This is a genomic window from Methanomicrobia archaeon, from assembly GCA_011049045.1.
In the GTDB taxonomy this organism is placed as follows: domain Archaea; phylum Halobacteriota; class Syntropharchaeia; order Alkanophagales; family Methanospirareceae; genus JACGMN01.
In genome coordinates this window covers 16,899-40,494 of sequence record DSCO01000023.1, presented here as the reverse complement: position 1 = coordinate 40,494, position 23,596 = coordinate 16,899, and the positions used below count along the sequence as shown (strand labels likewise).

Genomic DNA, 23,596 nt, shown 5'->3' with positions numbered 1-23,596 from the left:
TCATCCTGTACTATGCGGCGTATGATAATTAGCCTCGGCCGCGCGCATACTCCGCTGCTTCCCGCATCAGTTTGATCGCTCCTTCTATCCGGTCGAGCTCTTCGAACCCGTAAGACAGTCGCAACTGCCGCTTGCCCACCGCAACGAGATCGCCACAGGGATGCACGCAGTGCTCGCCCGGAACGTAGATTACCCGCGGCTTCTTATCGGCTGCAGGGCCATCGATCCCGATGTCTCCGGTGGTTCGTGCAAGGTACGTGAAGAATGCGGACGTCTCGGTGGTCTGGATGCCCTTCATGGTCAGATAGTAATAGAAGCTGGCTTTACCGCCGCTACAGTTCTCTACGAGATCGCCGAGCTGTTCGTTGAGCCAGCCCCCGACCGCGCGCGCTTTCTTACGGTAGCCCGCTTGAACCGCTTCGATCTGCTGCTGCCCGTGGTGATCGAGGAGATAGCTTGCGATCTCCTGGTTGATGAGCGGCGCGCTGAATCCGACATCGCTTGTCTTCTGGATCATTGCGCTCATGAACCGCCCTGGGGGGCCCATCATATAGCCGATCCGTAACGCGGGCGCGAGGATCTTCGAGAGCGTGCCGACCTCGTAAACCAGGCCCGCTGAATCGTACAGTAAGCCTGAATCGAGCAGTGGAACGGTTGGATCGTGCACCAAAAGCTCGTAAGCCGTATCGAAGAAGAGCGGGATCTTCCTGCCGAACTGATGCGAGAGGTCAGTAACAATTTGCACCAGCTCTGCTCGTCGCTCGTTCGAGAGGATGGTGCTCGTGGGATTGTTAATGGTAACGATATAAAAGAACGCGATCTCGCCTTTGCGGTCGCCCAGGTGGTCGAGTTTCGCGCGGAGGAGATCGGTTCGTATACCGTAATCGTCTTCGGGCACCGTGAGTACCTCGAACCCCTGCCGTTCGAGATAGTTACAGTAGATATAGTACATCGGGTCTGAGGTGATGACCATGCCGGGTGCAACGACGTGCGCAATACCTTCGAGCAGGCTTGTCGCGCCGTTCGGACCTATAATAACCTCTGTGCGATCGACGATCTCCTGCGTGAGCCCCCCGAGGCCGTGCTCGATCTGGAACTGCTTAAGTGACTCGATCAGGTTCTGCGAGCCCTGAGAACCACCGTAATTGAACGGCACCTTATACTTCTCCGGCTCGGTGAGCACCGCCTGCATTGCCTCCACCATGAGCTCGTGCGGGATCGTCCGTTCGTTGACGTAGCCAACGCCCAGGTTAACGTCTTTGGCTGGCCGGAAATCCGCGGCAAATGCCGCCATCATGCGATTGACCGGTGACGGTGCACAGGATGCAGTTCCATATCCCGATATCCGGAAATCCGCGAGTTCCATACCAACCGATCAGATGTCGCGGCTTAAAAAGGTGCGGCCCCTCACCGTGATAAACGGGCACGAGAATCGCGTGTTCCAAATTCCGAGCAGAATAACGTGCCGAACCGATGCGTACACGATACGGTTTATATAATTGCGTGGGGAGGTCTTGCTGCGTGCCGCCGTCTCTGTGAGTCGAGCGTTACATGGAGATCAAGAAGTAGAGCGCTAACCAGAGCGCCAACAATCCCACGCCACCCAGTATGATCTGTCCTGTCTCACTCATGGCTCAAGGTAATCAAGCCCTTCGGTTATTTAAAGTTTTTTCTTTTGCCTTTTGCCAGTAGCTCCGAAATGGGGTGAGTTCCGAACACCGCGAATGAGAAACGAGATTGAGGTCGAGTTCTTACCGGGCAGGAACCACGAAAACAGGCAAAACCCGTTCACCAACCTTAACCACGCCTGACCCAGATCAACCACGATGGCTCTGGGCAAGGGGGATCAGATCACCCATGCTCCCTTCAGAGGGGTAGCTTTTTACGAAGGGCTCATAATGGAAAAATATTGAATGCGCCGACCGGGATTTGGACCCGGGTTATAGGCTTGGCAAGCCTATGTGATACCAAGCTACACTACCGGCGCTCGTTCCTTTTCACGTTACTATTCTGTACCTCACTCAATGATAAATTCTTCTCCGTTCTGCGGTGAGATCGCCTCGCAGTTGTAGTTCTCGCGTGCCCACGCCGCGAACTCATTGGTCTGCTCACCGTGTACCGTGAAGACCACTTCCGTGCCGTTCCTGCAGAAGCGTGAGACCAACTTCTTCAGATCAGTATCGCCGGCATGTGCGGAGAAATCGTACTGCTCGACCCCCGCGGTCACCTTGACCAGCTCGCCATCAGCCTCGACGCAGCCTTCATCCAGCAAGCGCCGCCCGTTGGTGCCCTCGATCTGATAGCCGGTGAGCAGCACCTTGCTCCGGGGATCATCGTGGATCTTCTTCAGATAGTAGAGCACGGGTCCGCCGTTGAGCATGCCCGCCGTCGTCACGATGATCGAGGGCTCGGCGAGCACTTTCTTACGCCTGCGCGTGTTCACGAACTCCGCATCGGCAAACGCGTTATTCAGCGCGTCCGGGTCCTTCACGAACGACGGATGGTTCTTGAAGAGCTTGAAGACGCTCAGACCCATCCCATCAATATAGGGCGTCAGGCCGTAGGAATGCAGGATCATCACGATCTCCTGGGTACGGCCGACCGCGAAGCAGGGCACTATCGCGTTACCACCTGCGTTCAACGTATCACGGATCGAATCGATGAATGCACGCTCGAGTTCCTGACGGTCACGATGATCACGGTCGTAATAGGTGCTCTCGATCAGCAGGATATCAGCACGCGGGAAGGTCGCGGGATACGCGCACTCCATCAACCGGCTGGGCCCCGTTTTTATATCACCCGTGTAAAAGAGGCTGATGTCCTCGCTCTCTTTCTGCAGGTACACGGCCGAGCTCCCGGGTATGTGCCCGGCATTGTACAGCTCAAACGCATAATCAGAGCCGTTTAACGGACGACGCGCGCCATAGGCCACGATATGCGTGTGCTCGTCCAGCTGCTGGATATCCGCTTCACCGAAGAAGACAAAGCCCTGCTCCTTTCCCACCTTTATGGTATCCCGAGCCATGAGCTGGGTCAGATCACGGGTTACGGGCGTCATGTAGACCTCAGGGCGCCGCCCGCGGTTCATCAAGCTGGCCACCATACCCGAATGGTCGAGATGCGCATGAGAGAGAAGGACCGTACGGGGTGTGATAGCGCTGCTCAAGAGCGGTATCTCCGGCGGGTCTGAGGGCCGCAACCCGTAATCTATCAGGATCTTGTCATCCACCAGGATGGCAGATCGTCCGATCTCGTTACACCCGCCGAGGAATTTCAGCTTCATTGTACGCCTACGACTCTGTGGCGCGAAGCGGAGCTAGTTCCCTCTCGGTCTTTGTTATCTCTACCCGTCGCACGGGATAGATCTTCTTGGCCACTTTATAGATGTCCGAGGAGAGTTTCCCCAGAATGATCTCCTGCAGATACTTGTTGAGCTCCAAACTCGCCGCTCTGTTCTTGATCACGTCCTCCATGATCTTCCGGATCTCCTTCGTCTGCGCTTCACTCGCCTTCTTCAAGGTGAAGCAGGAGGACTTGACCCGCAGGTTCTCACCATCCTTGGTCACCACCTCGATGTTCGAATCGATCTTTGAGCTGCGCTTACGCGCTAAACTGCGGAGATAATCATTATCGATTTGATGACCGATGAACCGCGTATACGCGTTAGAATGATCTACCTCATCGACCTCGAGCTGTAATTTCAAGTTAGAGTTCTTTATCAGCCGCCCCGTGAGCTCGTCGACCGTCATCTCGATCCGGCGGCCGATCAGCTTCGTCGGCTCGTCCGCGATCGTATCCCCTGCCTTAACGTCGCCGAACATCTTCGGTGCGAGCACCGAGTACCACTCCTTCGCTTTCCACTTATCTTTAACTCTTTTCTTCGCCAGTTCTGCTCACGCTCCTTACCTGTATCGTCGCTTATAGTAGTAGTTACAAAAATAAAAACCTCCCCCTTATCATCACGCTAACTAACCACTATCTGCTCCGGAGGTATTGCAAGACCGAAGCAAAGAGCTGCTGACCGTCGCCGTAGGCCTGCGCCGCGCCTTCCGCGATCCCGAGGGTAGTTCGTGCCTGCGCGGCGGCGCGCGGCCATTCCGAATCCATAAAGGGATGAAAGACCCGTTCAGGATGTGGCATCAAGCCCATGATCGTGCCTGACGGGTTACAGATTCCCGCGATATTCGCGAGCGAGCCGTTCGGGTTCCAGGGATAGCCCGCGTAGTCTCCCGCTGGATCCACATAACGGAAGACTATCTGGTCGTTCTCTTCCAGACGTTGCAGATAGTCCGCACGCCGGTGCTCATCAATGAAGAATTTGCCCTCCGCATGCGCGCTCGGGATCTTCAGGATACTGCCCCGTTCTATGCCCTGCGTGAAGACGCAGCTACCACGGTTCTCATGCTTGATCAGGGTCGGCCGGCACTCGAACCGTCCGGAATCGTTGGTCGTCAGTGCGGCCTGCTGCACCGCCACTCCTCCGGGCGCGCCGAACCCCGGCAGCAGCCCCAGCTCCACCAGCACCTGGAAACCGTTACAGATGCCCAGAATCGGCTTTCCCGCTCCGATGAACTCCTGGATCTCCGCGCCTAACGCGCCCTGTATGCGCGCCGCTAGGATCGCACCCGCACGGATGTAATCGCCGGACGAGAACCCACCGGGAATTACCAACGCACCATAATCAGATAACTGACGCTGGTCACCCGGCTGCACCGCGCCGATCAGCTGCTTCAGATGCACGATCTCCGCGGCCGCGCCGAGTCGAGTAAACGCGAGATACGTCTCATACTCACAGTTCGTGCCTTCTATGCGCAAAACGCAGATCTTCGGGGTCATGTCGCCAACAGTACACCTATTATCGTCTTGCTATCCATGATCGCGCCCGTTCGGATCCGCTCCCGCACCTCGTTCACTGTCAGGAACCGTACCGGGAATTCGGGCGCGAGCTCACGCACGTTCCGCAAGCCGCTCGCCCGGAAGAGGTGAATGACCTCGGTCGTGTAGCCCACCGAGGGGTAGTACGCAGTCACGTGCGACCAGGACTCAGCCTGAAAGCCGGTCTCCTCAAGAAGCTCACGCTGAGCGCAATCCTCCGGCGATTCGCCCGGCTCAAGCGTGCCCGCGGGTATCTCCAGCGTCTTCCGGCCGACAGCCGCCCGGTACTGCTCTATCAGCATGATCCGGTCATCCATCAGGGGGACCACTGCTGCGGCACCGGGATGCACGAGTATCTCGCGCGTCCTCCGGCGTCCGTCCGGTAACAGGACGGTCGTCAGCTGCAAGTGTACCACCTTGCCCCGGTACAACTCTCTACGTTCGACTGGTACCTCTTCGCTCATCACACGCACACCTTTTAGCTCGAAGTCCCTGAATACCAGGGATCAAAGCACCATTCTCAATATCGGTGCGCTCTTAAGTAAGTATCCTTCCGTATCCGTCAGGCTGCAGCGCGCGAGCGCAAACCACCTGCATGCGGAATACGAGAAGCGCAGACCGCACGGTCAACCACGCTCCAGGACCTCTTTCACCTTCGCCGTCAACAGCCTGTTCAGCGTCCGGCCGTCCACCTTGCCCCTGAGCTCCTGCATCACCACACCCATCAGCGGCCCGACCGCTCGCTCGCCCTTCTCCAAGATGAACGCCCGCTTCTCGGTCACGATCACCCCGATCACCTGTTCGACCTCCGCGGTGCTGGTGCTCAGTCCAAGCGCTTCGATCGCCTGCTCAATACCCACACCCGGCTCGCCCGCGATGAATTTCACCAGCTCGGGCACCGCCTCCTTTGCAAATGCGTCCTCAGACAGCGATTTGAAGATAGCCATGAACTGCTGATCAGCCAGCGACGACACGTCCACACCCGCCTGCGTCAGCTCGATAAGGGTATCCGTAAGCGTTCTCACCACGAGGGTCACGGGCACCTGCGGGTATGCGTTCATGATCTGCTCGAAGAGCTGGAACTGCATGCTCCGGGCGATCTTATCGGCGAGCTCATCGTTCAAGCCAAAGGTCGCCATATAGCGGGCCGTGCGATGCTCAAAGGTCTCAGGCAGATGCGCGGCGATGAAGCGCAGCCGCTCAGGAGCGAGCAGAACCGGCGGCACGTCCGTCTCCGGGTACATACGCGCCGCGCCCGGAAGCGGTCGCATATACGCGCTGGTACCGTTCGGCAGTGCCCGCCTCGTCTCCAGCGGTATCGCCCGCAGCGCGACCTCGGCCCGCTGCAACACCGCCTGCAACGCCTGTTCCGCACGCGTCTCAGGCGCCGCAACGAGCACAACACAGTCCGCATCGGCCGCGTCGAACACCTGCCGCAGTGCCGCTACTTCCGCGTCAGTAATACCATACGCGGGCAGCTCATCGGTATGCATCAGGCCCGCGCCATACTTCCGCGCGAAATCCGCCAGTTCCGTGCCAAACCGCCGACCCGGTTGGAGCTCCGTGCCCAGCACGCCCGCAAAGCCGCGCAGACAGACGCCAAAGACCTGTCCGCCTGCGGTCCTGATCACCCGCGACTCCGTGTCCGTGAATATGCCGGATAGATCAAGAACACGGTGCTCGATCCGGGCACCACGCCGTTTCAACTCCTCGCGTAGCTCGAGCAGCTTCTGCTGCCGTTGTATTTCATGACGCACGATCTCGCCGATCAAGCGCAACTCCTGCACGCCCTTGATCTCCACGCGCGCGCCCGCTGCGATGGAGATATTGATATCCTGACGGATCGTCCCCAAACCGCGTTTCACCTTGCCCGTGGACCGGAGGATCATGCCCAGTTGCTCAGCAACGTGCACCGCCTGCTCCGGCGTCTTGATGTCCGGCGCGGTGCCGATCTCGACGAGCGGAATGCCCAGGCGGTCGAGAGAATAGCTTACCGCGGTGCCCTCGGTCTCGATCTTCTGAGCCGCATCCTCCTCCAGACAGAGCGAATCCACCCGCACCGTCCCTTCCGCGGTCTCAAGCCAGCCATCGGTCGCGATTAACGCGGTGCGCTGGAAGCCACAGGTGTTCGAGCCATCGATCACGATCTTCCGCATCGTGTGGATCTCATCTACCAGCGCCATGTTCAGGAGCAGCGCGACCTCTAACGAGATATCAACCGCCTCCTGATTCAATTCACGCGGCGGCTCCTCGTCGTTCTCCACCAGGCAGGTGCTGTCATACCCTTTGTAAATGAACGCACGGCTGATGCTCGCCTCTTCACGTGCCGCTGCGTCCACCTCGCCCATCTCGCTCTTCGAGGCACGGAGGTACCGCAGAAAGGTGAGCGTCGCGTCCTTCTTCTCCCGCAGCTGCGTGGGGCAGTTGCAGAAGAGCTTTGTCCCCGTATCCAGCTGCTGGTGGATCTCCAAGCCCGCTTTAAGGCCCACGTTCGCGTACTCGATCTCTTCGTCCATGGCCCATCCTGCACGGTGATAACAATAAAGGTGACGCCCTTATACTTTTAGTAGGTAGGTGCACGAACAGCTACAGCCACGTCTGGGTTTCATCGCATCTGAACGAAAGATCAATGACCGAGTATGAGAGGAATCCCGTGAGATCGCGCTGGCGGTCTTTTTGCCCCAAATGCGGTATCGAGACCGATACCTTCTTCGAGAATCTCTGTGAGGCCTGCTTCCGCGCCGGACTCACGCTTCTGGCGCCAGATCGTATCGCGGAAGAGGTGCGTGCGAGCGTGATCGTGTGCCCGCACTGTGGCGGCTTCTTCAAGGGCAATGAGCGCACCGACCTCGAAGCTGTGGTCGAGGATGCTGTACGGAGAGCGATCAGCAAGACCCATGGTCCCGAATGCCCGGTCGAATTCCGGGAAGCAGAAATAGCGTATGACGAAGCCGCGCGAAGCGCACACGTGTGTCTGCGGGTGCAGGCACGAATAAAGGATCTGGACGTGGTGGAGCGCGCCGAATTCACCGTGCCGGTGCGGCGCGCGATCTGCGCGCAGTGTAGCCGGATCGCGGGCGGCTATTACGCCGCGATCGTGCAGATACGCGCAGATTGGCGAACACCGACCGAAGAGGAACTGGAAGCGGCAGTAGAGCTCGCATATGCAGTATTGAGCACGGAGGAGTTCGTCACGAAGCAGCAGCTCTTGAAGGAGGGGCTTGACCTCTACGTGAGCAGCGCTGAATGCGGCCGCAGGATGGCGAAGGCGATCGTGAAGCACCGGGGCGGGAACTACTTTGAGAGCCGGAAGCTCTACGGCCGCAGAGGTGGCCGGGAAGTCTACCGGGTGACCTTTCTCGTCCGTCTGCCGGGGTACACCGTGGGCGACGTTATCGAGCTTGCGGGCAAACGAATAGCGGTGGATAAGATCGTGCCGGGCGAGGGGCTCGAGGGCGTGGAGCTACAAACCGGCGAGCGGTACTTCGTGCCGCTGCGCGATCAAAAACGGGCGAAGCGCGAGTGAGACTGCCACTGAAGCGGTCGTAGAGTACGTTTTGGATCAGCTACGCGGTCCCAGCGTCGTTCCAGATGCTCAAAGAGCGTACGTTGAAAAGGTTATGGATAAAATATTTTCGAAAGTTTTATATATCCTTACCCCACAAAGATGTACACCGAAGCAACATTTCTTGGTTCGGAAGAACTTAGGAGGTGAAAAGAAGAAGATATGAAGGCGAATATTCTCATAATCGTCGTCCTATCAGCGATATTCCTGCTCGGGGCAGTACCGGGATGTTTAGCGATAGACCGGTATGTCAACCCAGACGGCATCTGCGATGGTAATACCCCCTGCTATACCACCATTCAGGCGGCGGTCGATAACGCGAGCGCAGGCGAAACCATCTACGTGGCCGCCGGTACCTATACGGAGCGGGTTAAAATCCCTGTAGGCAAAGATTATTTGAAATTGGTAGGGCACGGCAGTTCTGATACCATTGTCCAGTGGGGTTCACAACAAGTCATACAAGCAAAATCACCGGTCATCATCCAAGGATTCCACATCACAACAACTGCTGGTACGACCGGCATTCAGATCCGTGCCAATGGCACTGAGAACGATCCGGGAATAATCCAGAATAACAAAATAGATTATTTAGGTGTTGGCATTGGCTTCGTCGACGGGTACGAACATTGGGAGATCAAAAATAACGAAATAACTGATTGTAAGAGTGGTATTTATTTTGAAAGCGCCAGCCATATCCTGGTACGAGAGAATATCTTCCGTGACTGCGAAGCAGCCTGTGGTGGTATAGCGGGCGATGATGTCCGGATAGTCTGGAATAACTTCGCGGGCAGCACGTGGTGTGGAGCTCCTAGCCACGCCATTGGTTTCTGCGCTGGAGTACCCACAAATCTGCTCATTTCGCACAACGAAATAACAGGGCATACATACGGTATATGGGTGCAGAACTGTGTTCGAGCGGAAGGTGTCCTCCAGGGAACCGTAGTGGATGAGAGCGTTCTGGTCACGTGCAATAACATTGAAGGCAACAGCGAATATGGCATACTAAACAGCGACACATGTTATGTACTCAAAGCAGAGAATAACTGGTGGGGCGATCCCAGCGGACCATCCCATTCCCCGGGATCGGGTGACAAAGTAAGTGCCAATGTAGACTTTGAACCATGGTTGCTCTTCCCCTTTGAGCAATGCCCGGAGTGCGGTGGCATACAGGTGCCAGCGTTCAGTACACTCGGTGTGTTCTCCTTGATCGGGCTGTTAAGCGTTGTCCTCGCGGTAGCAATTTGGAGAAAAAGGGAATAAAATTTTAGCTCCCTCTCTCTTTTTTTTTTGTTCCGCTTTTGCACATTCTGGCAGCAGTGCACAGGCTCTTGTTCTCGCTACCCGGTGTGCACTGCACAACCGACCGCATAAACAATCCTCTTCTCATCCACTCGTCAGAAAGCGGACAAAGGAGAAGAAGTGTTGTTTCTGCCGCTTCTATCTTGTTTTTCGGGTGCGTAAGGTCAGGAATCGTAAAACAATTTCGCCATTGCGGTATTGAGGGGGACGTGTTGAGGGGGAAGCGAAAGGCTTTTATAGTACGTCCCCGTTTTCTCATTCATTATTAAACTAGGAGGTGAAAGATTGATGAGTGAAACTGGAAGAAAAACGACAGTAGTGCGCACAGTAGCCTTACCTGCGATTCTGCTGATTTTTACCCTGCTCCTCTTCTCCGGGGTCGCGTCCGCCGCGACGCTCGTGGTGAACCAATCAGCTCCGCCCTGCACCACCGGCGAAGCTTACTATTTGACCATTCAAGATGCGATAGACAATGCGTCTGCAGGCGATACCCTTATCGTCTGCCCGGGCACCTACAACGAGAACATCCTGATAAACAAGTCCCGATTGACCATCCAATCAGATGCAGGCCCTGCTCAGACCATCATAAAGTCCGCCAGCGTGAATCTGGACGTCGTCACCATAAAAGACGCAACGGAGGTTACGCTCGAGGGGTTCACAATACGGGACGCATGGGGTGGTACTGCAGATGTGGCCGGGATCTTTATGGATAATGTTAGCACGTCCACCATTGCGAACAACGTGGTAATGAATATCACAGACCGAATTGACGCCTATGGTATTGCGGTGAACAACTCACATAATAACTCGTTCATTACCAATTTGGTTACCAATATCTCGGGATACGAAGGTGCCGCGGGTATCGTGACGGGTGCATCAATGAACAACTCATTCAGCGCCACGTCCGTGATGAACGTTTCTGCAGAGGGCATGGCGTTCGGCATCGTGCTGGCAGTATCGGACAACAATACCTTTGATACAAAGACTGAGGTCTCCTACATTTACTCCTCCGGATTGGTTGGTGTGGCAAGCGGCGCGTTTTTTGGCGATGGTATTACGTCCGAGTTAACGACCGAGTTAGAGTTGGATGACGTATCACTGGATGGCGCGATGGCCTGCGGTATCTTCCTGGCAGATTCAAACTTCAACTTGTTCAATGACCACACGAAGGTCTCGTACGTGATGGCCGAGTGCGGCGAAGCTGCAGGAATACTTCTGCTACTATCGTTCTTCAATACCTTCAACGATGACACTGACGTTTCCTATATCCTCGCCAACGGGCTTTGTGAAACTCCTCTGACAGCTCAAAACTTCTTCGACGCAGAAACTGCGACCCTGGAGGAATTCGAGCAAGCTCTGGACGGGAGCATCGCGGTCGGTATCAAGCTCGCTATTGCCATGAACAACACCTTCAACGATAGGGTCAACGTCGCGCATATTAACGGCTCAGATGCCGCCTGCGGCGTGGTGCTGTTTATCCTCGCGGACTACAATGAGTTCTACCGGTGTACGATCTCAGACCTCTACTCCGGTAGTCCTGAGACCACATTTGGTGTGCTCCTGCTCCTGAGTGGCGATAACCTCTTTGACGGGCTGATGATCTCTGCGGGCAACGGGCCACCGATCGATCTCGGCGTGCTCCTGGTCTGGTCCTGGGACAATACGTTCCAGAACAGTGACATTACGGACTGCATGATCGGTTTCCTTCTCACCGCTATTGGCGTATCACCCTATGATTTTGCGCCGCCGCAGTGCTATAACACCATCGCTGGCAACATGATTCACGATAACTTGCTCGCGATTTTGCTGCTTGACGAGTGGGACAACGAGATCGTGGATAACTACATCGAGGATAACCTGGCGGGTATCGTATTGCTCGGCTCCTGGAACAACGTGATCGAGCGGAACATGATCAGGAACAACACGGGCGGAGCTAGATGCGGGGTGTACATCAATTCGAGTTCCGATGAGAACGAGATCCACGGCAACTGCTTCTTCTACAACGGGCCGCCTCAGGCCATTGATGACCACTGCGGTAAGAGCAACAACTGGGATGGGAATTACTGGGAGCCTGCACCCGGACTACCGGAGGATCCGTACCTGATACCGGGAACAGCAGGGCAAAGAGACAACGCTCCGTTGAGACAGTGCCCGCTCTGTGCGGTCCAGGCGCCCGTAATAACGCCATTCGGACTCGCGGCACTCGTGGGACTGCTGAGCATTGTCGCTACGTATACAGTGGTAAGAAAGAAGAGGTAATTTTTTCCCTCTTCTCTTTTTCTATTTTTATCACGCTACGCTCATCAGGCTAAGTGCGGAATTTCACGGTCCAAGCTCTACCTAGATTACCCCGGTTCAGGGACCCTCGCAGCCAGTTTGTTTATTTCCGACAGGATATCTTTCGCTTGCAGGTGGACGAGCGTCTCCGTGAGATTTTTCCGCTTGAGCATGCGGTTGGTCACCGGGATCGAGAACCCGTCAATGGTTTCCGGGTCACTGACGTGAATAGATCCAAGTGGCACCCGGCAGAGCTTCCCGGGTGGTGTCTGTGAGGGATCGATGTTCAGTCGGTTCTCCTTCTTCTCGTGGCCGCCTGCAACCTCACAGTCCACGTTCTTAGTGAGCTGCTTCGCCCAGCGGCCGGTGAACGAGCCCTCAGGGTCGCTGGTACTGTATTTGAATTTCTTATCATAGAAGCTGTGGGGCTGTGCGTCTTTGAGGCGCAGTATGACATGGAACGAGTTACCCGTCCAATAGGTGAACGGCCATTTCCCACCCGTTAAATCCATGAGTTCATCGTCACTTCGAATCAGCTCCAGTAACATGACGGTGGCCGCTTGAGCTTGCGCTGCGGTAACGCCCTGTCCGCGGTCGAGATCAAGAAAGACCCGGTCTATATCACCTGAAGGGTCTTCCGTATTGGTCGCGTAGAAGAAATTGACCAGCTTGCGGGGAACGAAATAATGCCACACCTTACGCTGAACCGGTGTTAACTCCTCTTCGGCCCGGGAAAGCTTTTTCTCTTCCTCTCGGAGCTTCAGGAACTCAGGGGTTACCGCATCCGCCAGTTCATTAACATAGAGCGGCTCGTCCTTGGAGCCGCGTTTTATGATGTACGGCCGGCCTCCGCCTTTACCCGGAAGCCAGATCCTGCTCGCGATCTCCCGCCCTGCGAGGTAAGGGCCGATTTTTTCCGCTACTATGGCGTACAGCAGGAGGACGTCGATCTGACCATATGGCTTGAGAATATCATCCCGCTGACGTGCGAAACGGACGAGGGACATTACACTATGTACCCTCCTCCTCCTGTATCTCCTTCAGCGTCCTTCCGGTTAACACGGACCGGGGCCGCGTACTGGTCGGGTTGCTACGGGCGTCGGCCGCATCGTCCCTGGTCTTGACCAGGATCCACCAGTTCTTTTCACTGTTCGTTTCCGTAAGCGCGTAGCCACCCTTCAGTTTCTCACCCTTCAGGTTGATTTTGATGTGACCGTTCTCGAGTCCTTCGGCAACACGCTCGTCTTCATTAAGGTTCTCGTACGTTCCCCGGTCCCAGACCATGACGGTGCCAGCCCCGTACTCGCCTTCAGGAATGACGCCCTCGAACTCGGCGTAGCTCAGGGGATGGTCCTCAGTCCTTATCGCAAGCCGTTTCTCGCGCGGATCCGTTGACGGGCCCTTGGGTACCGCCCAGGACACCAGTACGCCGTCCACGCTGATTCTGAAGTCATAGTGCAGGTTGCGAGCGTCGTGTTTCTGGATGACAAAGAGCTCCGCTCTCCCGCCTTCTTCCGCTCCCGACGGCTCCTTCGTTTTACGAAAATCTCGCCGCGCTTTGAATTCCGTGAGGCTCATGGTAACGCTTCCATACGGTTCTTCGCGCTTCTTGCCGCTGTCGCGTTCGCGTCCGTGTTGAATGCTGTAAACGTAAACCATAGTCTGCCTTAAGTTCTTTATACTGCACGCCCATTCCTTTAACGGGTTTCATGAGTGCCGGGTGCCGTAGCCCTCGACGTCTGTGCCCGGAGATATTTACGCACTAGATAATATTTTTTATGTTTATATAGTAGTTTGTTTGAATATTTATATACTCGCCGCACTAAAACCTACTCATGATGAAAATGGACGACACATTAGTGAAAGAAGCGCATGTGCTCTTACATCCCATACGGTACAGGATTGTAGAGCTACTCTCCGAGAACCCGTTGCACATCAACGCGATAAGCAAAGCGATGGGCGCAGAGCGACGGCTCGTCTCCTACCACCTCGATACGCTCGAGGAGCACGAATTCCTGACGAGCAAGTACGAGATCTCTGAGCAGCCGAAGTCGAAGGGAAAAGCGATTCGGATCTACAAGACGACTGACAAGGTCAAGGCGGTTATCGACGAGATTAAGAAGACGCTCTGAATCTGGTCTCTCCGCACGGCGCTCAACGCTGAGCGCAGAGTGGATTGATCCATTACCGATCCTTTTACTTTTTATCCTTTCTTTATTTACGCTCTCTCTCTCTCTCTGAATCTTCTTCGCCGGTCGCGAACCGCTATCCGGATTCATACATAACGCGCTCGGCCGTGGTGAAGCCTGCAAAGGATCACGCGTACCTGACCGGAAGAAGCTGACGTGTGCTACGCGATCGAGCACCGCGAACCGGCTGCGGCGAATCACGACTCGAGCGGCCGGCGTAAGTAGCGACTCCACACGAACAGCCGTTAATCATTTCGAGATAAATCGCCCGATGATAAACGCCGCTACCTTCTCCGCGCTCTCACCAACGCTCATGCGCTCGCAGTCCACGACCACCGCGGGCTGCAGCGGCGCCTCATACGGCACGTTCACGCCAGGCACCGTCGCTGCTTCCGACTCAGCCTTCTGGTAAATACCCGGAGGCGCATGTTCCGCTTTCCTCGCCCGTTCTCGTGCCTTGCAGAGCTCCAGCGGGCAGGTAAGGTACACCTCCGCGAACTTCGGGATGACCGCCCGTGCACGGTCGCGATATCGTCTGCGATTCGCCGTCGCATCAATGATCACCGGCGTGCCCGAGTCCACAAGGAGCTTCGCCATATAGACCAGTGCTGCATAAACGATCTCGCGCTCGTCCTCCGAATACGTCGGTTTCGGCGTGATGAACTTCCTGATCTCGTCGAGCTCGAGCACCTGTACCCTGCTGATGCCGCGCGCCTCCAACAAGCTTCGTGTTCGCTGCGCAACGGCCGTCTTGCCGCTACCAGGAAGGCCCGTTAACCACACAGCCCAGGTCATGTTCTGTCCACTACGATTCCGGCGGCCAGTACTCGTCCATCCACCCGGGTATACGACCACTGTCCCGTGGCCCGACCAGCACGCGCCAGCCAGTAACATCTTCGGTCTCGCCCGAGAGTCGCGCCGCAAGCCCGGGAACCACCAGGGTCCGATGCGTTACCTTCGATTCCGCTTCGCAGAGCTCCAGCGTCTCCCGTATCTTTTCCGCTGTGAGCTGCCCGCCTGCTACTGACGCCTCCACGCCGATACCATCCGTATCCGCAACCATCAAAAATGCATCGATCTTGTTGGACGAGAGATCGCTCTCGACCGTGTAGTAGGTCAGCGCGAAATTCGTCGTGATGAAAAGCGGCGAATCTGGCGTCGGTACACCGATCACGCGCAGACCTGGCTCGACACTTACCGGGCGGCGTGGGTCCGTATAGATGTTTGCCGCGAGCGTGCGCACGGCGATCAACGAATGTGGCTCGATCGAGTGCAATATCATGATATCCGCGTATTTGATGATGCCAATGGTCGCGAGCATAGCCTCCCAGTAGGATGCTGCTAGCGCGTCTTCGTGCTCGTAGATCAGCCAGGCCGTCATTGGCACGGCCAGTAACGGATAAGCAACGCTGTCAGTACCATCCACGATCCCCGCACGTCGAAGTTGCACGAAGCTCGAAAAGCTTGCTGCGAGCCCTTCGCCCGTCGGGAACATGCCGGGATCCAGAACGAGATCCTCGAGACCCGCCGACGCGAACGTCGCTGCGAGACTGGCGAGCTCGTCGAGATTCGTTGAAAAAACCGTCACAGGAACGCTATAGCTCTTCGCCAGGTTCAGAACAGCCTGCCAGTTGGATTTCGTCGCTGCATAGAGCAGTGGAGCACGATCAGCTACCAGTCTCAGACCCGATTCCAGAACGACCGGGTCGAGCGAGCAGAGCACGAGCGGTAAGTCCGTCTCCGCTGCTACCCGCTTCACGCAGGTTGCAAACGCTTGCGCATCACCCGAAACGGCGCGAATCGCGATCGCATCAACCATGAGGAAATCGCCAACGTAAAACTTCTGCCAGGCCGCTATACGGCGTACGCGCTCCCTCACGGCAGCCTCGTCCAGCGTATCCCAGACGTCAAACACCAGCGCGGTTCGATTGAAGAAGGTGAGTTCATGCCGATGCAGCACGTCCTCACCGCCTATCTGCAGCGCTTTCGTGCCTGTGCCGATCGTGACTGCGCGAATCTCCGGTGCTAACAGGTCTGTCAGCTGCTCTGCCTTCTCTGCGTACTGCGCATCTGCAAAGAGTGGTTTACAATCCGCTAAAACCCTGCTGCGCTCCTTCAACAGCGACGCGAACGCCAAGCAGGTCTTCTCGCCACAATCACCACAGTTTGTCCCCGGGAGATACTTCCAGATCTCCATCGGGCTCTTCAGCTTCATCGATTACCCGCACCTCCTGACCACGTGACCCAATCCTCAAGCGAGATCGCCGGTGCAGCTTCTGGCGCTTCCTGCGCTCCGAACAGCAGCTGCGTCATGCTCTTGACTCCCGCTACAGCTTGGGGATGCATCATCATGAACAACTCGCCACCAGCAAGCCCCAGCGTCAAGCCCGTTATGAACTCATATGCCAGACCACGGTACCCTGCCGGGCCCCAGTCTGAATCCGCCTTGATCGGCGATTCTTTCATCCACGCCTCGCGCGCACCCCAGGCGTTCGTGATGCCGCAGGAAATGGGAAAGGCCAGATCGGTATCGCCCTTTAACGCCGCAATTCTGATCCGCTCGATATTGGTGAACGCGTAATCCAGGCCATAGCCGAGCGCTGCCGTCGTGGGATCAATGACGATGTCCTCCCGTGGCACCCCGAGCTTGAAGAGGTACCGGTTCAAGGTCTTCTGCGCGTTAATATCGAGCTGCGTCCACGAGAGCACCGCGTGCCCGTACGTAACGGCCGCCTTTGCTATACGCTCGTAGTCCATATTCAGGTTCGCCGAGGCGATGAGACAGCGCTCACCCGCCGCCGCCGCAGCCGCCGCCTCGAGCACCTCCGGGTCCTTTTCAGGATTGCCCGAGCCACCGATGATCAACGGCACCTTCACCGCCTGTAAAACCTCCTCTACGGTCTTCGCCGCCGCTCGTGCCGGAGTATCGCGAAGCATCGGATCCGTGCTGATCAGATGGATAGTTACCATCTCCGCCCCGAACTCCTGGACATTCTTCCGCGCCCATTCCGCAGGATCTTCCATGACGTCCGCATAAAAAGAGCGCACTGCTTTCGCAAGCGAGACAGGCATATCAAAACAATCGAGAGAGATAACGGGTGCATGCGGCATGGACATGTCGAAAATATAGAACGGTAAGGCTTGCTCGCCGCCGATCGTTATCGTGCTGGCGCGCGTACCACCATCTGCCGCAGTAGCTCCGAGCGTGACTTCCTCTATCTTTCCCGGCCATTCGACTCGCCGTGCTTCGAAGGCCACCGGCCGGTATTCTACCGGTTTGGCCGCCTCCGCCGTAACCGCCGCACCGGGTAGGCCGAGTGCCGCCCGTATCGCCTGATCAAGCACCGGTGGTAAGGTGACGCCCCGTGTACTTTCGAATTCCAGTTCGATATCGCCACGGATCTTGACGTCCTCTAACTCAACAATATCGTACTCGCTCAGCAACCGCACAAAATCCGCCAGCGTTAGCTTCTTCTCCATTTCCGCACGTAAGTCTCTTGGTACTCCTCGTTTATAGCTTTTCTATACGCCCACGTCTCTGTACCGGGTTAATACAGGTGCCAATACCGCGCTGGCCTGCTAACGCTCGCTTCAGATTGCCGGGCGCTCCGCTCATGATCTCACATTCAATACCGCACTTCGCGATCCTGACAAGCTCCTTTACTTTGCTCGCCATGCCGCCGGTTACATCCACAGCATACGAGCCGCTCAGATAGCCCTCGATATCCGCGAGCTGCTCAAGCTCGATTTCCGGTATGATTCGCGCGCTCGTATCTTTGTGCGGATCAGCAGTATAAACACCATTCACCAGGCTAAGGATCAGCACGCGCGCCGGTTGGAGCAGAGCACTTAAGTGCAGGAAGAGCTGCTCCGTGCTTACAATTGCACAACCCCGCGCGGTATCAAAGACGCAATCACCAAAGATGACCGGGACAAGACCATGCTCGAGCGCAGCCTCCAGGGGCTGGGTGAAGAATTCAACGATTGTACCATTCGTGGTGATGCAGCAGGCCGACGGTTGGATGGAGACCGCATTAATCGCGTAATCCGTCATGAGGTCCACAATGAGCCGATTTAAGGTTGACGCGGCATTCTGGCATAACGCGAACCCGCGTACGCTGGTATCCTGGATGAAACCCTCCCCGGTCCTGTAGCTCTGCGCAACGGGATGCGGGAACGAGCCACCGCCGTGCCCGATCAGTACCTGCAACTGAGCATCTGCCTCAAGCGCGTCCTTAAGCTCCTTCACGAGCCGCGTGACCGCCCCGTAGTTGAGGGTGAAGGGTGCGCTCTTTTCCGTAATGAGCGAACCGCCCCACTTGACAAAGAGTAACTCATGCTGGTCAGCGTGAGTCATCATCTGCGCTACCTCCTTCTGGCTTCTGCCACCGCTCGATCAGTTCGTGGGGAATGGCGAATTGGTCAAGGATCTTGGCGATGATATAATCTACCATCTCGAGGATCGTCGCCGGGTGATGATAAAACGCGGTTATGGGTGGAATAATCGTGACGCCCCTCCGCCTCAGCCTGAGCAGATTCTCGAGATGCGTCTCGTGCAGCGGCGTCTCCCGGGGCACGATAACAAGCTTCCGGTTCTCCTTCAGCATCACCTCGCTGCAACGCAGGAGCAGATTATCCGCGATACCGTGCGCCATCTTCGCCACGGTGTTCATCGTGCAGGGAATGATGATCAGCCCGTCGCGAGATTGCGTGCCGCTGGCAATGTCCGCCGCAAAGTCCGCGATATCCCACCGCGTCGTTGCGAGTGCCGCAAAGTCCGCACACGAGAGCCCAAGCTCATAGTCGATCAGGTAGGCCGCCGGCTCGGTAACGATCAAATCGACTTCCACGCCCGTATCGTTCAATACCTCGAGCAGTCTTTTGGCGTAAATGACGCCGCTCGCGCCCGTAACCCCCACCACTAACCGCATCTGTGAAGCACCCCACCTGCAGAGATAGTAGTGTTAATAAGTCCTCACGGCAAAAGTTACTTTGGGTTCTATTTACCGGCACCCGGGAAAAAAACATATGCATGACCTTCAAATAAGACCACCCACCACGACATTCCTGAATGCTCTGTTAGTAATCCCGTCTTCCAATGAAATCCGCAATCGCCACCAGGAACGCCTGCGCCTCGGCCCTGAACCGGGAGCCTGAGATGGTCGCAACGGCCTTTTCGATCAGCTCTCGTACCAGCGCCTTCGAATACTCGAGCGAGCCGGTCGATCTGACGATCGCGCGAACCGCTTCGATCTTACCATCCGTCACCGCATCGTTGCCCAACGCGTTCAAGATGACCGCTTTATCAGCCTCGCTGCACCGCTCCAGCGCGTGCAGGATCAGAAGCGTCTTCTTGCCCTCGCGGATATCAGAGCCCACCGGCTTGCCCGTTTTACCCGCCGAACCGAACAGACCGAGAATATCGTCCTGAATCTGGAACGCCAGGCCCAGCGGGATGCCATAGGTGCTGAGCACAGTCAAATCCGCCTCAGTCGCGCCAGCGAGGAGCGCGCCAATGTGGAGCGGCCCTTCGATGGTGTAGCTCGCGGTCTTCAAATGGTGGATCGTGAGGATCTCATCCTCGCTGAAGCTACCCTTACGTTCTGCCGTGAGATCCAGGATCTGGCCGTAACCGACGTTCTTCACGATTTTCGCGTACGCTGCCAGTGCCTTCTGAACATACTCGCTCTTAAATGACGAGGTGGCTAAGACCTCCGCGCCGTACGATTCCAATAAATCACCACCTACTATTGCGACATTCTCACCGAACTTATGCGCCTTCGTTACCCCAAATTCGCGCTCACAAAGCTCCTTGCAGAGGATATGGAAAGTCCTGTTGCCGCGGCGCAGCTCATCCTCATCCATAATATCATCGTGAATCAGAAGATAGCTCTGCATCAGCTCGAGCGAGATGGCCGCATCGAGTATGGCCTCTTCGTTATCCGCACGCAGGCATTTGTAGCCGTAGATACAGAAGATTGGTCTGAGCCGTTTACCACCGCGCAGCGTGTACTCTTTCGCGCTGGCAACCACGTCGCGCGTGTGCCTCGAAATACCGGACGCTTCCTCGATCTTAGCATCGAAGAACCACGCGAGTCGTGCGTTTATCTGCTCTTGGTACTGTTCTAGGAGATCGGTTATATCAGCTGTAATTGTCCTCACCCCACCTCTGCTATTCACGAGCCTGTTGTATAATAACGTTTGCTATAAATAACTTCCCTGGCTACTTCGCCTCGCGCTTCTTGATGATGATCTTTCCGATCCGGATATCCGCATCTTTGAGGACTATGGTCACCGGCGATGCGCCACCTGCTTGCAGCACCTGCGCGAGCGAAACCGATGAGATCGCTCCTGCTTCCGATAGCGCCCCAGCCGATAGTTCTGCTTCTGGAGCACGCGCAACTCCCGCATCCGCCACGGCCGCAACCGCTGCAGGAGCAGCCCAACCGTCCGTAATTTGCACGCCGTCGGCCGCGCGCACCACACCCGTCATCACCGGGTGCTCAGCAGTCCGTAAGAACTCACGCAGCTCTTCGATGTTCTTTACCTCTTTCTCGGTCGCGATCTTGTCCCACAGCTCCGGGGGTATAGCATCCCGCACGCGCTCCTTGAGATCGGACGCCATCCAGACCACCCGCTGCCAGCCGCCGTCGTACTGGATAAATTTGGGGCTGTAGAAATATTGGATGCCGATGCCGAGGAACCCTTCGACCTGCTTGCCGCCGCCAACTGAGCTCGCAATCGAAGAGAACGGCAGCCCGATCGGCGTATCTGCAACCTGGGAGCCGCGATGCACCCAGCCGATACCATCAACCTCGGGAATATAAAAACCCGCGACCTCAAAGCACCCGCAACTGGTGTGCGGCTGCTCGAGGAACGAATGGAGCTTGATCGCATTGAACTCGCCGCCTGACAACTTCACGGCCGCTTCGTTGACGCCCGTATACTCCCCCCCTATCGGATCGATGCAGTCGCCCTTGGGTATGGGCGCATTCGGGCCTTCAGGATCCACGCGCGCGGCAGCACGCGAGTCAAACCAGTTCATCGCACCGCAGAGCGCGGTTCGATCAGGAGCGACCACGCAGACGTTCGTTGGCGCAAACGACTGGCAGAGCGTGCACTGATAAAATTCGTCCACATCCTCGTCGTGGAGGTCCCGTACCCGGAGATCGCGCGCTTCGTAGATCCTGTTCGCCTCCTCCAGCCGCTTGAGTACCTCGCCCTCATCGGTGATATACGTGGCTTCCATCTTCTCGATGAACGGCAGTTCCGCCTTGAAGAGCATCACACTCGCCCTTGCTATCTGCTTAAGTGATTGCAACCCCTTCTTGACCGCATCCTTGCTGATCCTGACCCATACCTCCGAGCGCTGGTTGAGGTGCATATAACCCTGCAAATAGCCCTGGAACTCGTGGTTCCGACGCTCGATCACCGGTTCAAGATCCTTCTCGATCTGCTCCCCGTAGACCCGGTAAATCATGGCGTACGGGTACTGCCCACCTTCTTCCATATCCCGCAGATCCGGGCCAATGAGCGTCACCTCACCGTCGGTGATCTTATCGGGCTCGGGCTCGAAGAGCACGAGCTCAAAGCTCGGCTTGCTTGGTCCGCCCAGCTCAACGAACATGCCCGCTTTCCGTACCCGCTCGCCCTCATACATCGGATTGATGTCGAACGGGAATCCCTCATCCATCACTGGCTCGGCCATCTTCTATTCCTCTCTCCCGCTGTGTAACTGTAAAGGGCGCGAGCGTTTTAAAAATCTTTCAAGTTCTTCACGGCGTGTACTGACGGGACCACATCATTCATAGCCACCATCACCGGGAGCGCGAGGATTCTGGGGGTCGATAAAGCAAAACAAAGCACACGCACGCGGTTCGTTCAAACCTCCGGTGAAAGGAGAAGTGATAAGAGCGCTTTCTGCGCGTGGAGCCGGTTCTCAGCCTCTTCGAAGATCACCGAGTTCGCAGAATACAGGACGTCCTCGGTCATCTCCTCGCCTATATGGACCGGCATACAGTGCATCACGAGCACATCGGCCTTTGCATGCGCCACTATCCGCTCGTTCACCTGGTAGCGCTTCATATCCCGTAATCGCTGCTCGCGCTCGGCCTCGTCGCCCATAGAGACCCAGACATCGGTATATAACACATCAGCGTCCGTAGCAGCTTCTTCCGGGCTCTGGGTTATCTGTACATCGCAGCCTATGCTCCGTGCTCGTTCCACGAGCGCCGCCGCGGGTTCGTAGCCCGCCGGGCACGCAACACGAACCGCCATGCCCGTCAGTGCCGCACCGCCAATGAGCGAGTTGCAGACGTTGTTCCCGTCGCCGAACCACGCCACGGTCACGCCCTGTAATCGCTGCTTGTACTCCTGAATCGTCATGAGATCCGCGAGAATCTGACAGGGATGCTCGAGATCGGTCAGACCATTGATCACGGGAATAGCAGCATACTGCGCGAACGCTTCTACCGTAGCGTGCTGGTACGCGCGGATCATCACCGCGTCCACGTATGATGAGAACACCTTCGCGGTCTCCTGCACCCGTTCGCCTCGCCCCAACTGGAGCTCGCTCGCCGAGAGCGAGAGCACATGCCCACCCAGCTCGCGCATCGCCACCTCGAACGAGACGCGGGTGCGCGTGGAGGGCTTCTCGAAGATCAGTGCCAGGGTCTTCCCGGTAAGCTCGGTGCTTACCTTCATGCCCGCTCTCCTCGCTCGTTTCAGCACGTGCGCGCGTTCGAGGATCTTTTCGAGCGCGGCAGGCGTTAAGTCAAAGATCGAGATGAGATTCATACGTAGGGATAGGGTGAACCGGGTATAAATAAAAGGCGTTAATTGCGCGCACGACCACGGATACAAAACCAGAGGAAGCTGCGGAGCCCGTGACGATGCACGATTTCTGCTATCTATAACTAACCGACCCGCATTCTCCTACGTAGCAGTGAACATGACAGAATGGTTGGATCGTCTGCACTATGATGACGGCAGCTGGGCGCTTCCCCTGAGAACCGCGGGTGCCCGGCTGGACGTGACCGCGATGATTTCCGCAACCTGGCGCCTGATCTTACGCGACCGTCGTCACATATGATCCTTCGCCGCGCAAGAAACCTACCGGGCGACAGCCGCGGCACGGGCCGCCGGTGAGCTCCTGGGGTTCAGGCCGGACGAGCCGAAGCTACAGGAAGCACTGGAATGGTTTGTGACGAACCAGTGAGAGGGCGGCCTGTGGCACCTGTACTTACTGAAGGCGAAAAGCGATAAGGATCTCAGGTTGTGGCTGGGGTTGGTGATCTGCCGAGTCTTCCAGAGAATGTACGACCATGATCAGTACGGCACATAAGGATACACAGGAGGGGAATTGTGATCATGAAGCAGAGAGAGAGCAAAA

20 protein-coding genes and 1 tRNA gene are annotated in these 23,596 nt (G+C 56.6%); 4 read left to right on the top strand and 17 right to left on the bottom strand.

Annotated elements, in window-relative coordinates:
* Nucleotides 1–28: 28 nt before the first annotated feature.
* The 7 genes from ENN68_02460 to gatE form a co-directional block, all read right to left on the bottom strand.
* Complete coding sequence (locus ENN68_02460) at nucleotides 29–1,366, bottom strand: pyridoxal phosphate-dependent aminotransferase (GenBank protein ID HDS44953.1); 1,338 nt, start codon at nucleotides 1,364–1,366, stop codon at nucleotides 29–31.
* Between the two features lie 548 nt (nucleotides 1,367–1,914).
* Nucleotides 1,915–1,987, bottom strand: a tRNA-Gly gene (locus tag ENN68_02455).
* Between the two features lie 30 nt (nucleotides 1,988–2,017).
* On the bottom strand, nucleotides 2,018–3,283 hold the full coding sequence (locus tag ENN68_02450; GenBank protein HDS44952.1) for an MBL fold metallo-hydrolase: 1,266 nt from the start codon (nucleotides 3,281–3,283) through the stop codon (nucleotides 2,018–2,020).
* 7 nt (nucleotides 3,284–3,290) lie between these two features.
* Nucleotides 3,291–3,887 (bottom strand): 30S ribosomal protein S3ae, encoded by a 597-nt coding sequence (locus ENN68_02445; protein ID HDS44951.1) that lies wholly within the window; start codon nucleotides 3,885–3,887, stop codon nucleotides 3,291–3,293.
* Between the two features lie 88 nt (nucleotides 3,888–3,975).
* The gene (purQ, locus tag ENN68_02440; GenBank protein HDS44950.1) at nucleotides 3,976–4,836 is read right to left on the bottom strand and encodes a phosphoribosylformylglycinamidine synthase subunit PurQ; all 861 of its coding nucleotides are present in this window, start codon (nucleotides 4,834–4,836) and stop codon (nucleotides 3,976–3,978) included.
* Nucleotides 4,833–5,339 carry an NUDIX hydrolase gene (locus tag ENN68_02435; protein ID HDS44949.1) on the bottom strand — a complete coding sequence of 169 codons (507 nt, stop codon included), beginning with the start codon at nucleotides 5,337–5,339 and terminating at the stop codon, nucleotides 4,833–4,835. The genes purQ and ENN68_02435 overlap by 4 nt, the downstream gene beginning before the upstream one ends.
* A 162-nt stretch (nucleotides 5,340–5,501) precedes the next feature.
* Entirely contained in the window at nucleotides 5,502–7,391 is a 1,890-nt protein-coding gene (gatE, locus tag ENN68_02430; protein ID HDS44948.1) for a Glu-tRNA(Gln) amidotransferase subunit GatE, read from the bottom strand.
* Between the two features lie 113 nt (nucleotides 7,392–7,504).
* Between gatE and ENN68_02425 the strand changes: the two genes are divergently transcribed.
* From ENN68_02425 to ENN68_02415, 3 genes are all read left to right on the top strand, one after another.
* Nucleotides 7,505–8,401, top strand: coding sequence for a hypothetical protein (locus ENN68_02425; protein ID HDS44947.1), 897 nt, complete (start codon nucleotides 7,505–7,507; stop codon nucleotides 8,399–8,401).
* 201 nt (nucleotides 8,402–8,602) lie between these two features.
* Complete coding sequence (locus ENN68_02420; GenBank protein HDS44946.1) at nucleotides 8,603–9,700, top strand: hypothetical protein; 1,098 nt, start codon at nucleotides 8,603–8,605, stop codon at nucleotides 9,698–9,700.
* A 327-nt stretch (nucleotides 9,701–10,027) separates the two neighbouring features.
* On the top strand, nucleotides 10,028–11,998 hold the full coding sequence (locus tag ENN68_02415) for a hypothetical protein (GenBank protein HDS44945.1): 1,971 nt from the start codon (nucleotides 10,028–10,030) through the stop codon (nucleotides 11,996–11,998).
* A gap of 86 nt (nucleotides 11,999–12,084) precedes the next feature.
* On the opposite strand, the gene ENN68_02410 is transcribed toward ENN68_02415, so the two are convergent.
* Together ENN68_02410 and ENN68_02405 are read right to left on the bottom strand one after the other, a co-directional pair.
* Nucleotides 12,085–13,023 carry a hypothetical protein gene (locus ENN68_02410; GenBank protein ID HDS44944.1) on the bottom strand — a complete coding sequence of 313 codons (939 nt, stop codon included), beginning with the start codon at nucleotides 13,021–13,023 and terminating at the stop codon, nucleotides 12,085–12,087.
* A 4-nt stretch (nucleotides 13,024–13,027) separates the two neighbouring features.
* The gene (locus ENN68_02405; GenBank protein ID HDS44943.1) at nucleotides 13,028–13,594 is read right to left on the bottom strand and encodes a DNA ligase; all 567 of its coding nucleotides are present in this window, start codon (nucleotides 13,592–13,594) and stop codon (nucleotides 13,028–13,030) included.
* Nucleotides 13,595–13,851: 257 nt separating this feature from the next.
* On the opposite strand from ENN68_02405, the gene ENN68_02400 reads away from it, so the two are divergent.
* Nucleotides 13,852–14,148 (top strand): ArsR family transcriptional regulator, encoded by a 297-nt coding sequence (locus tag ENN68_02400; protein ID HDS44942.1) that lies wholly within the window; start codon nucleotides 13,852–13,854, stop codon nucleotides 14,146–14,148.
* Nucleotides 14,149–14,454: 306 nt separating this feature from the next.
* Here ENN68_02400 and ENN68_02395 read toward each other — a convergent pair whose 3' ends face one another.
* The 8 genes from ENN68_02395 to argF all read right to left on the bottom strand — a co-directional run bounded on the left by ENN68_02395 (nucleotide 14,455) and on the right by argF (nucleotide 23,001).
* Nucleotides 14,455–15,000: an adenylyl-sulfate kinase gene (locus ENN68_02395; protein ID HDS44941.1), complete on the bottom strand. Its 546-nt coding sequence runs from the start codon at nucleotides 14,998–15,000 to the stop codon at nucleotides 14,455–14,457.
* A 10-nt stretch (nucleotides 15,001–15,010) separates the two neighbouring features.
* The gene (locus tag ENN68_02390; GenBank protein HDS44940.1) at nucleotides 15,011–16,420 is read right to left on the bottom strand and encodes an acetyl-CoA decarbonylase/synthase complex subunit gamma; all 1,410 of its coding nucleotides are present in this window, start codon (nucleotides 16,418–16,420) and stop codon (nucleotides 15,011–15,013) included.
* The gene (cdhD, locus tag ENN68_02385) at nucleotides 16,417–17,685 is read right to left on the bottom strand and encodes a CO dehydrogenase/acetyl-CoA synthase subunit delta (GenBank protein ID HDS44939.1); all 1,269 of its coding nucleotides are present in this window, start codon (nucleotides 17,683–17,685) and stop codon (nucleotides 16,417–16,419) included. The genes ENN68_02390 and cdhD overlap by 4 nt, the downstream gene beginning before the upstream one ends.
* A gap of 31 nt (nucleotides 17,686–17,716) precedes the next feature.
* Nucleotides 17,717–18,565, bottom strand: a complete 849-nt coding sequence (locus tag ENN68_02380) for an isopentenyl phosphate kinase family protein (GenBank protein HDS44938.1) — start codon at nucleotides 18,563–18,565, stop codon at nucleotides 17,717–17,719.
* Nucleotides 18,549–19,136, bottom strand: a complete 588-nt coding sequence (locus ENN68_02375) for a UbiX family flavin prenyltransferase (protein ID HDS44937.1) — start codon at nucleotides 19,134–19,136, stop codon at nucleotides 18,549–18,551. The genes ENN68_02380 and ENN68_02375 overlap by 17 nt, the downstream gene beginning before the upstream one ends.
* A gap of 148 nt (nucleotides 19,137–19,284) precedes the next feature.
* Entirely contained in the window at nucleotides 19,285–20,385 is a 1,101-nt protein-coding gene (locus tag ENN68_02370; GenBank protein ID HDS44936.1) for a polyprenyl synthetase family protein, read from the bottom strand.
* 43 nt (nucleotides 20,386–20,428) lie between these two features.
* Nucleotides 20,429–21,898 (bottom strand): CO dehydrogenase/CO-methylating acetyl-CoA synthase complex subunit beta, encoded by a 1,470-nt coding sequence (gene cdhC / locus ENN68_02365; protein HDS44935.1) that lies wholly within the window; start codon nucleotides 21,896–21,898, stop codon nucleotides 20,429–20,431.
* Between the two features lie 188 nt (nucleotides 21,899–22,086).
* Nucleotides 22,087–23,001, bottom strand: a complete 915-nt coding sequence (gene argF, locus ENN68_02360; protein HDS44934.1) for an ornithine carbamoyltransferase — start codon at nucleotides 22,999–23,001, stop codon at nucleotides 22,087–22,089.
* Nucleotides 23,002–23,596: the final 595 nt, after the last annotated feature.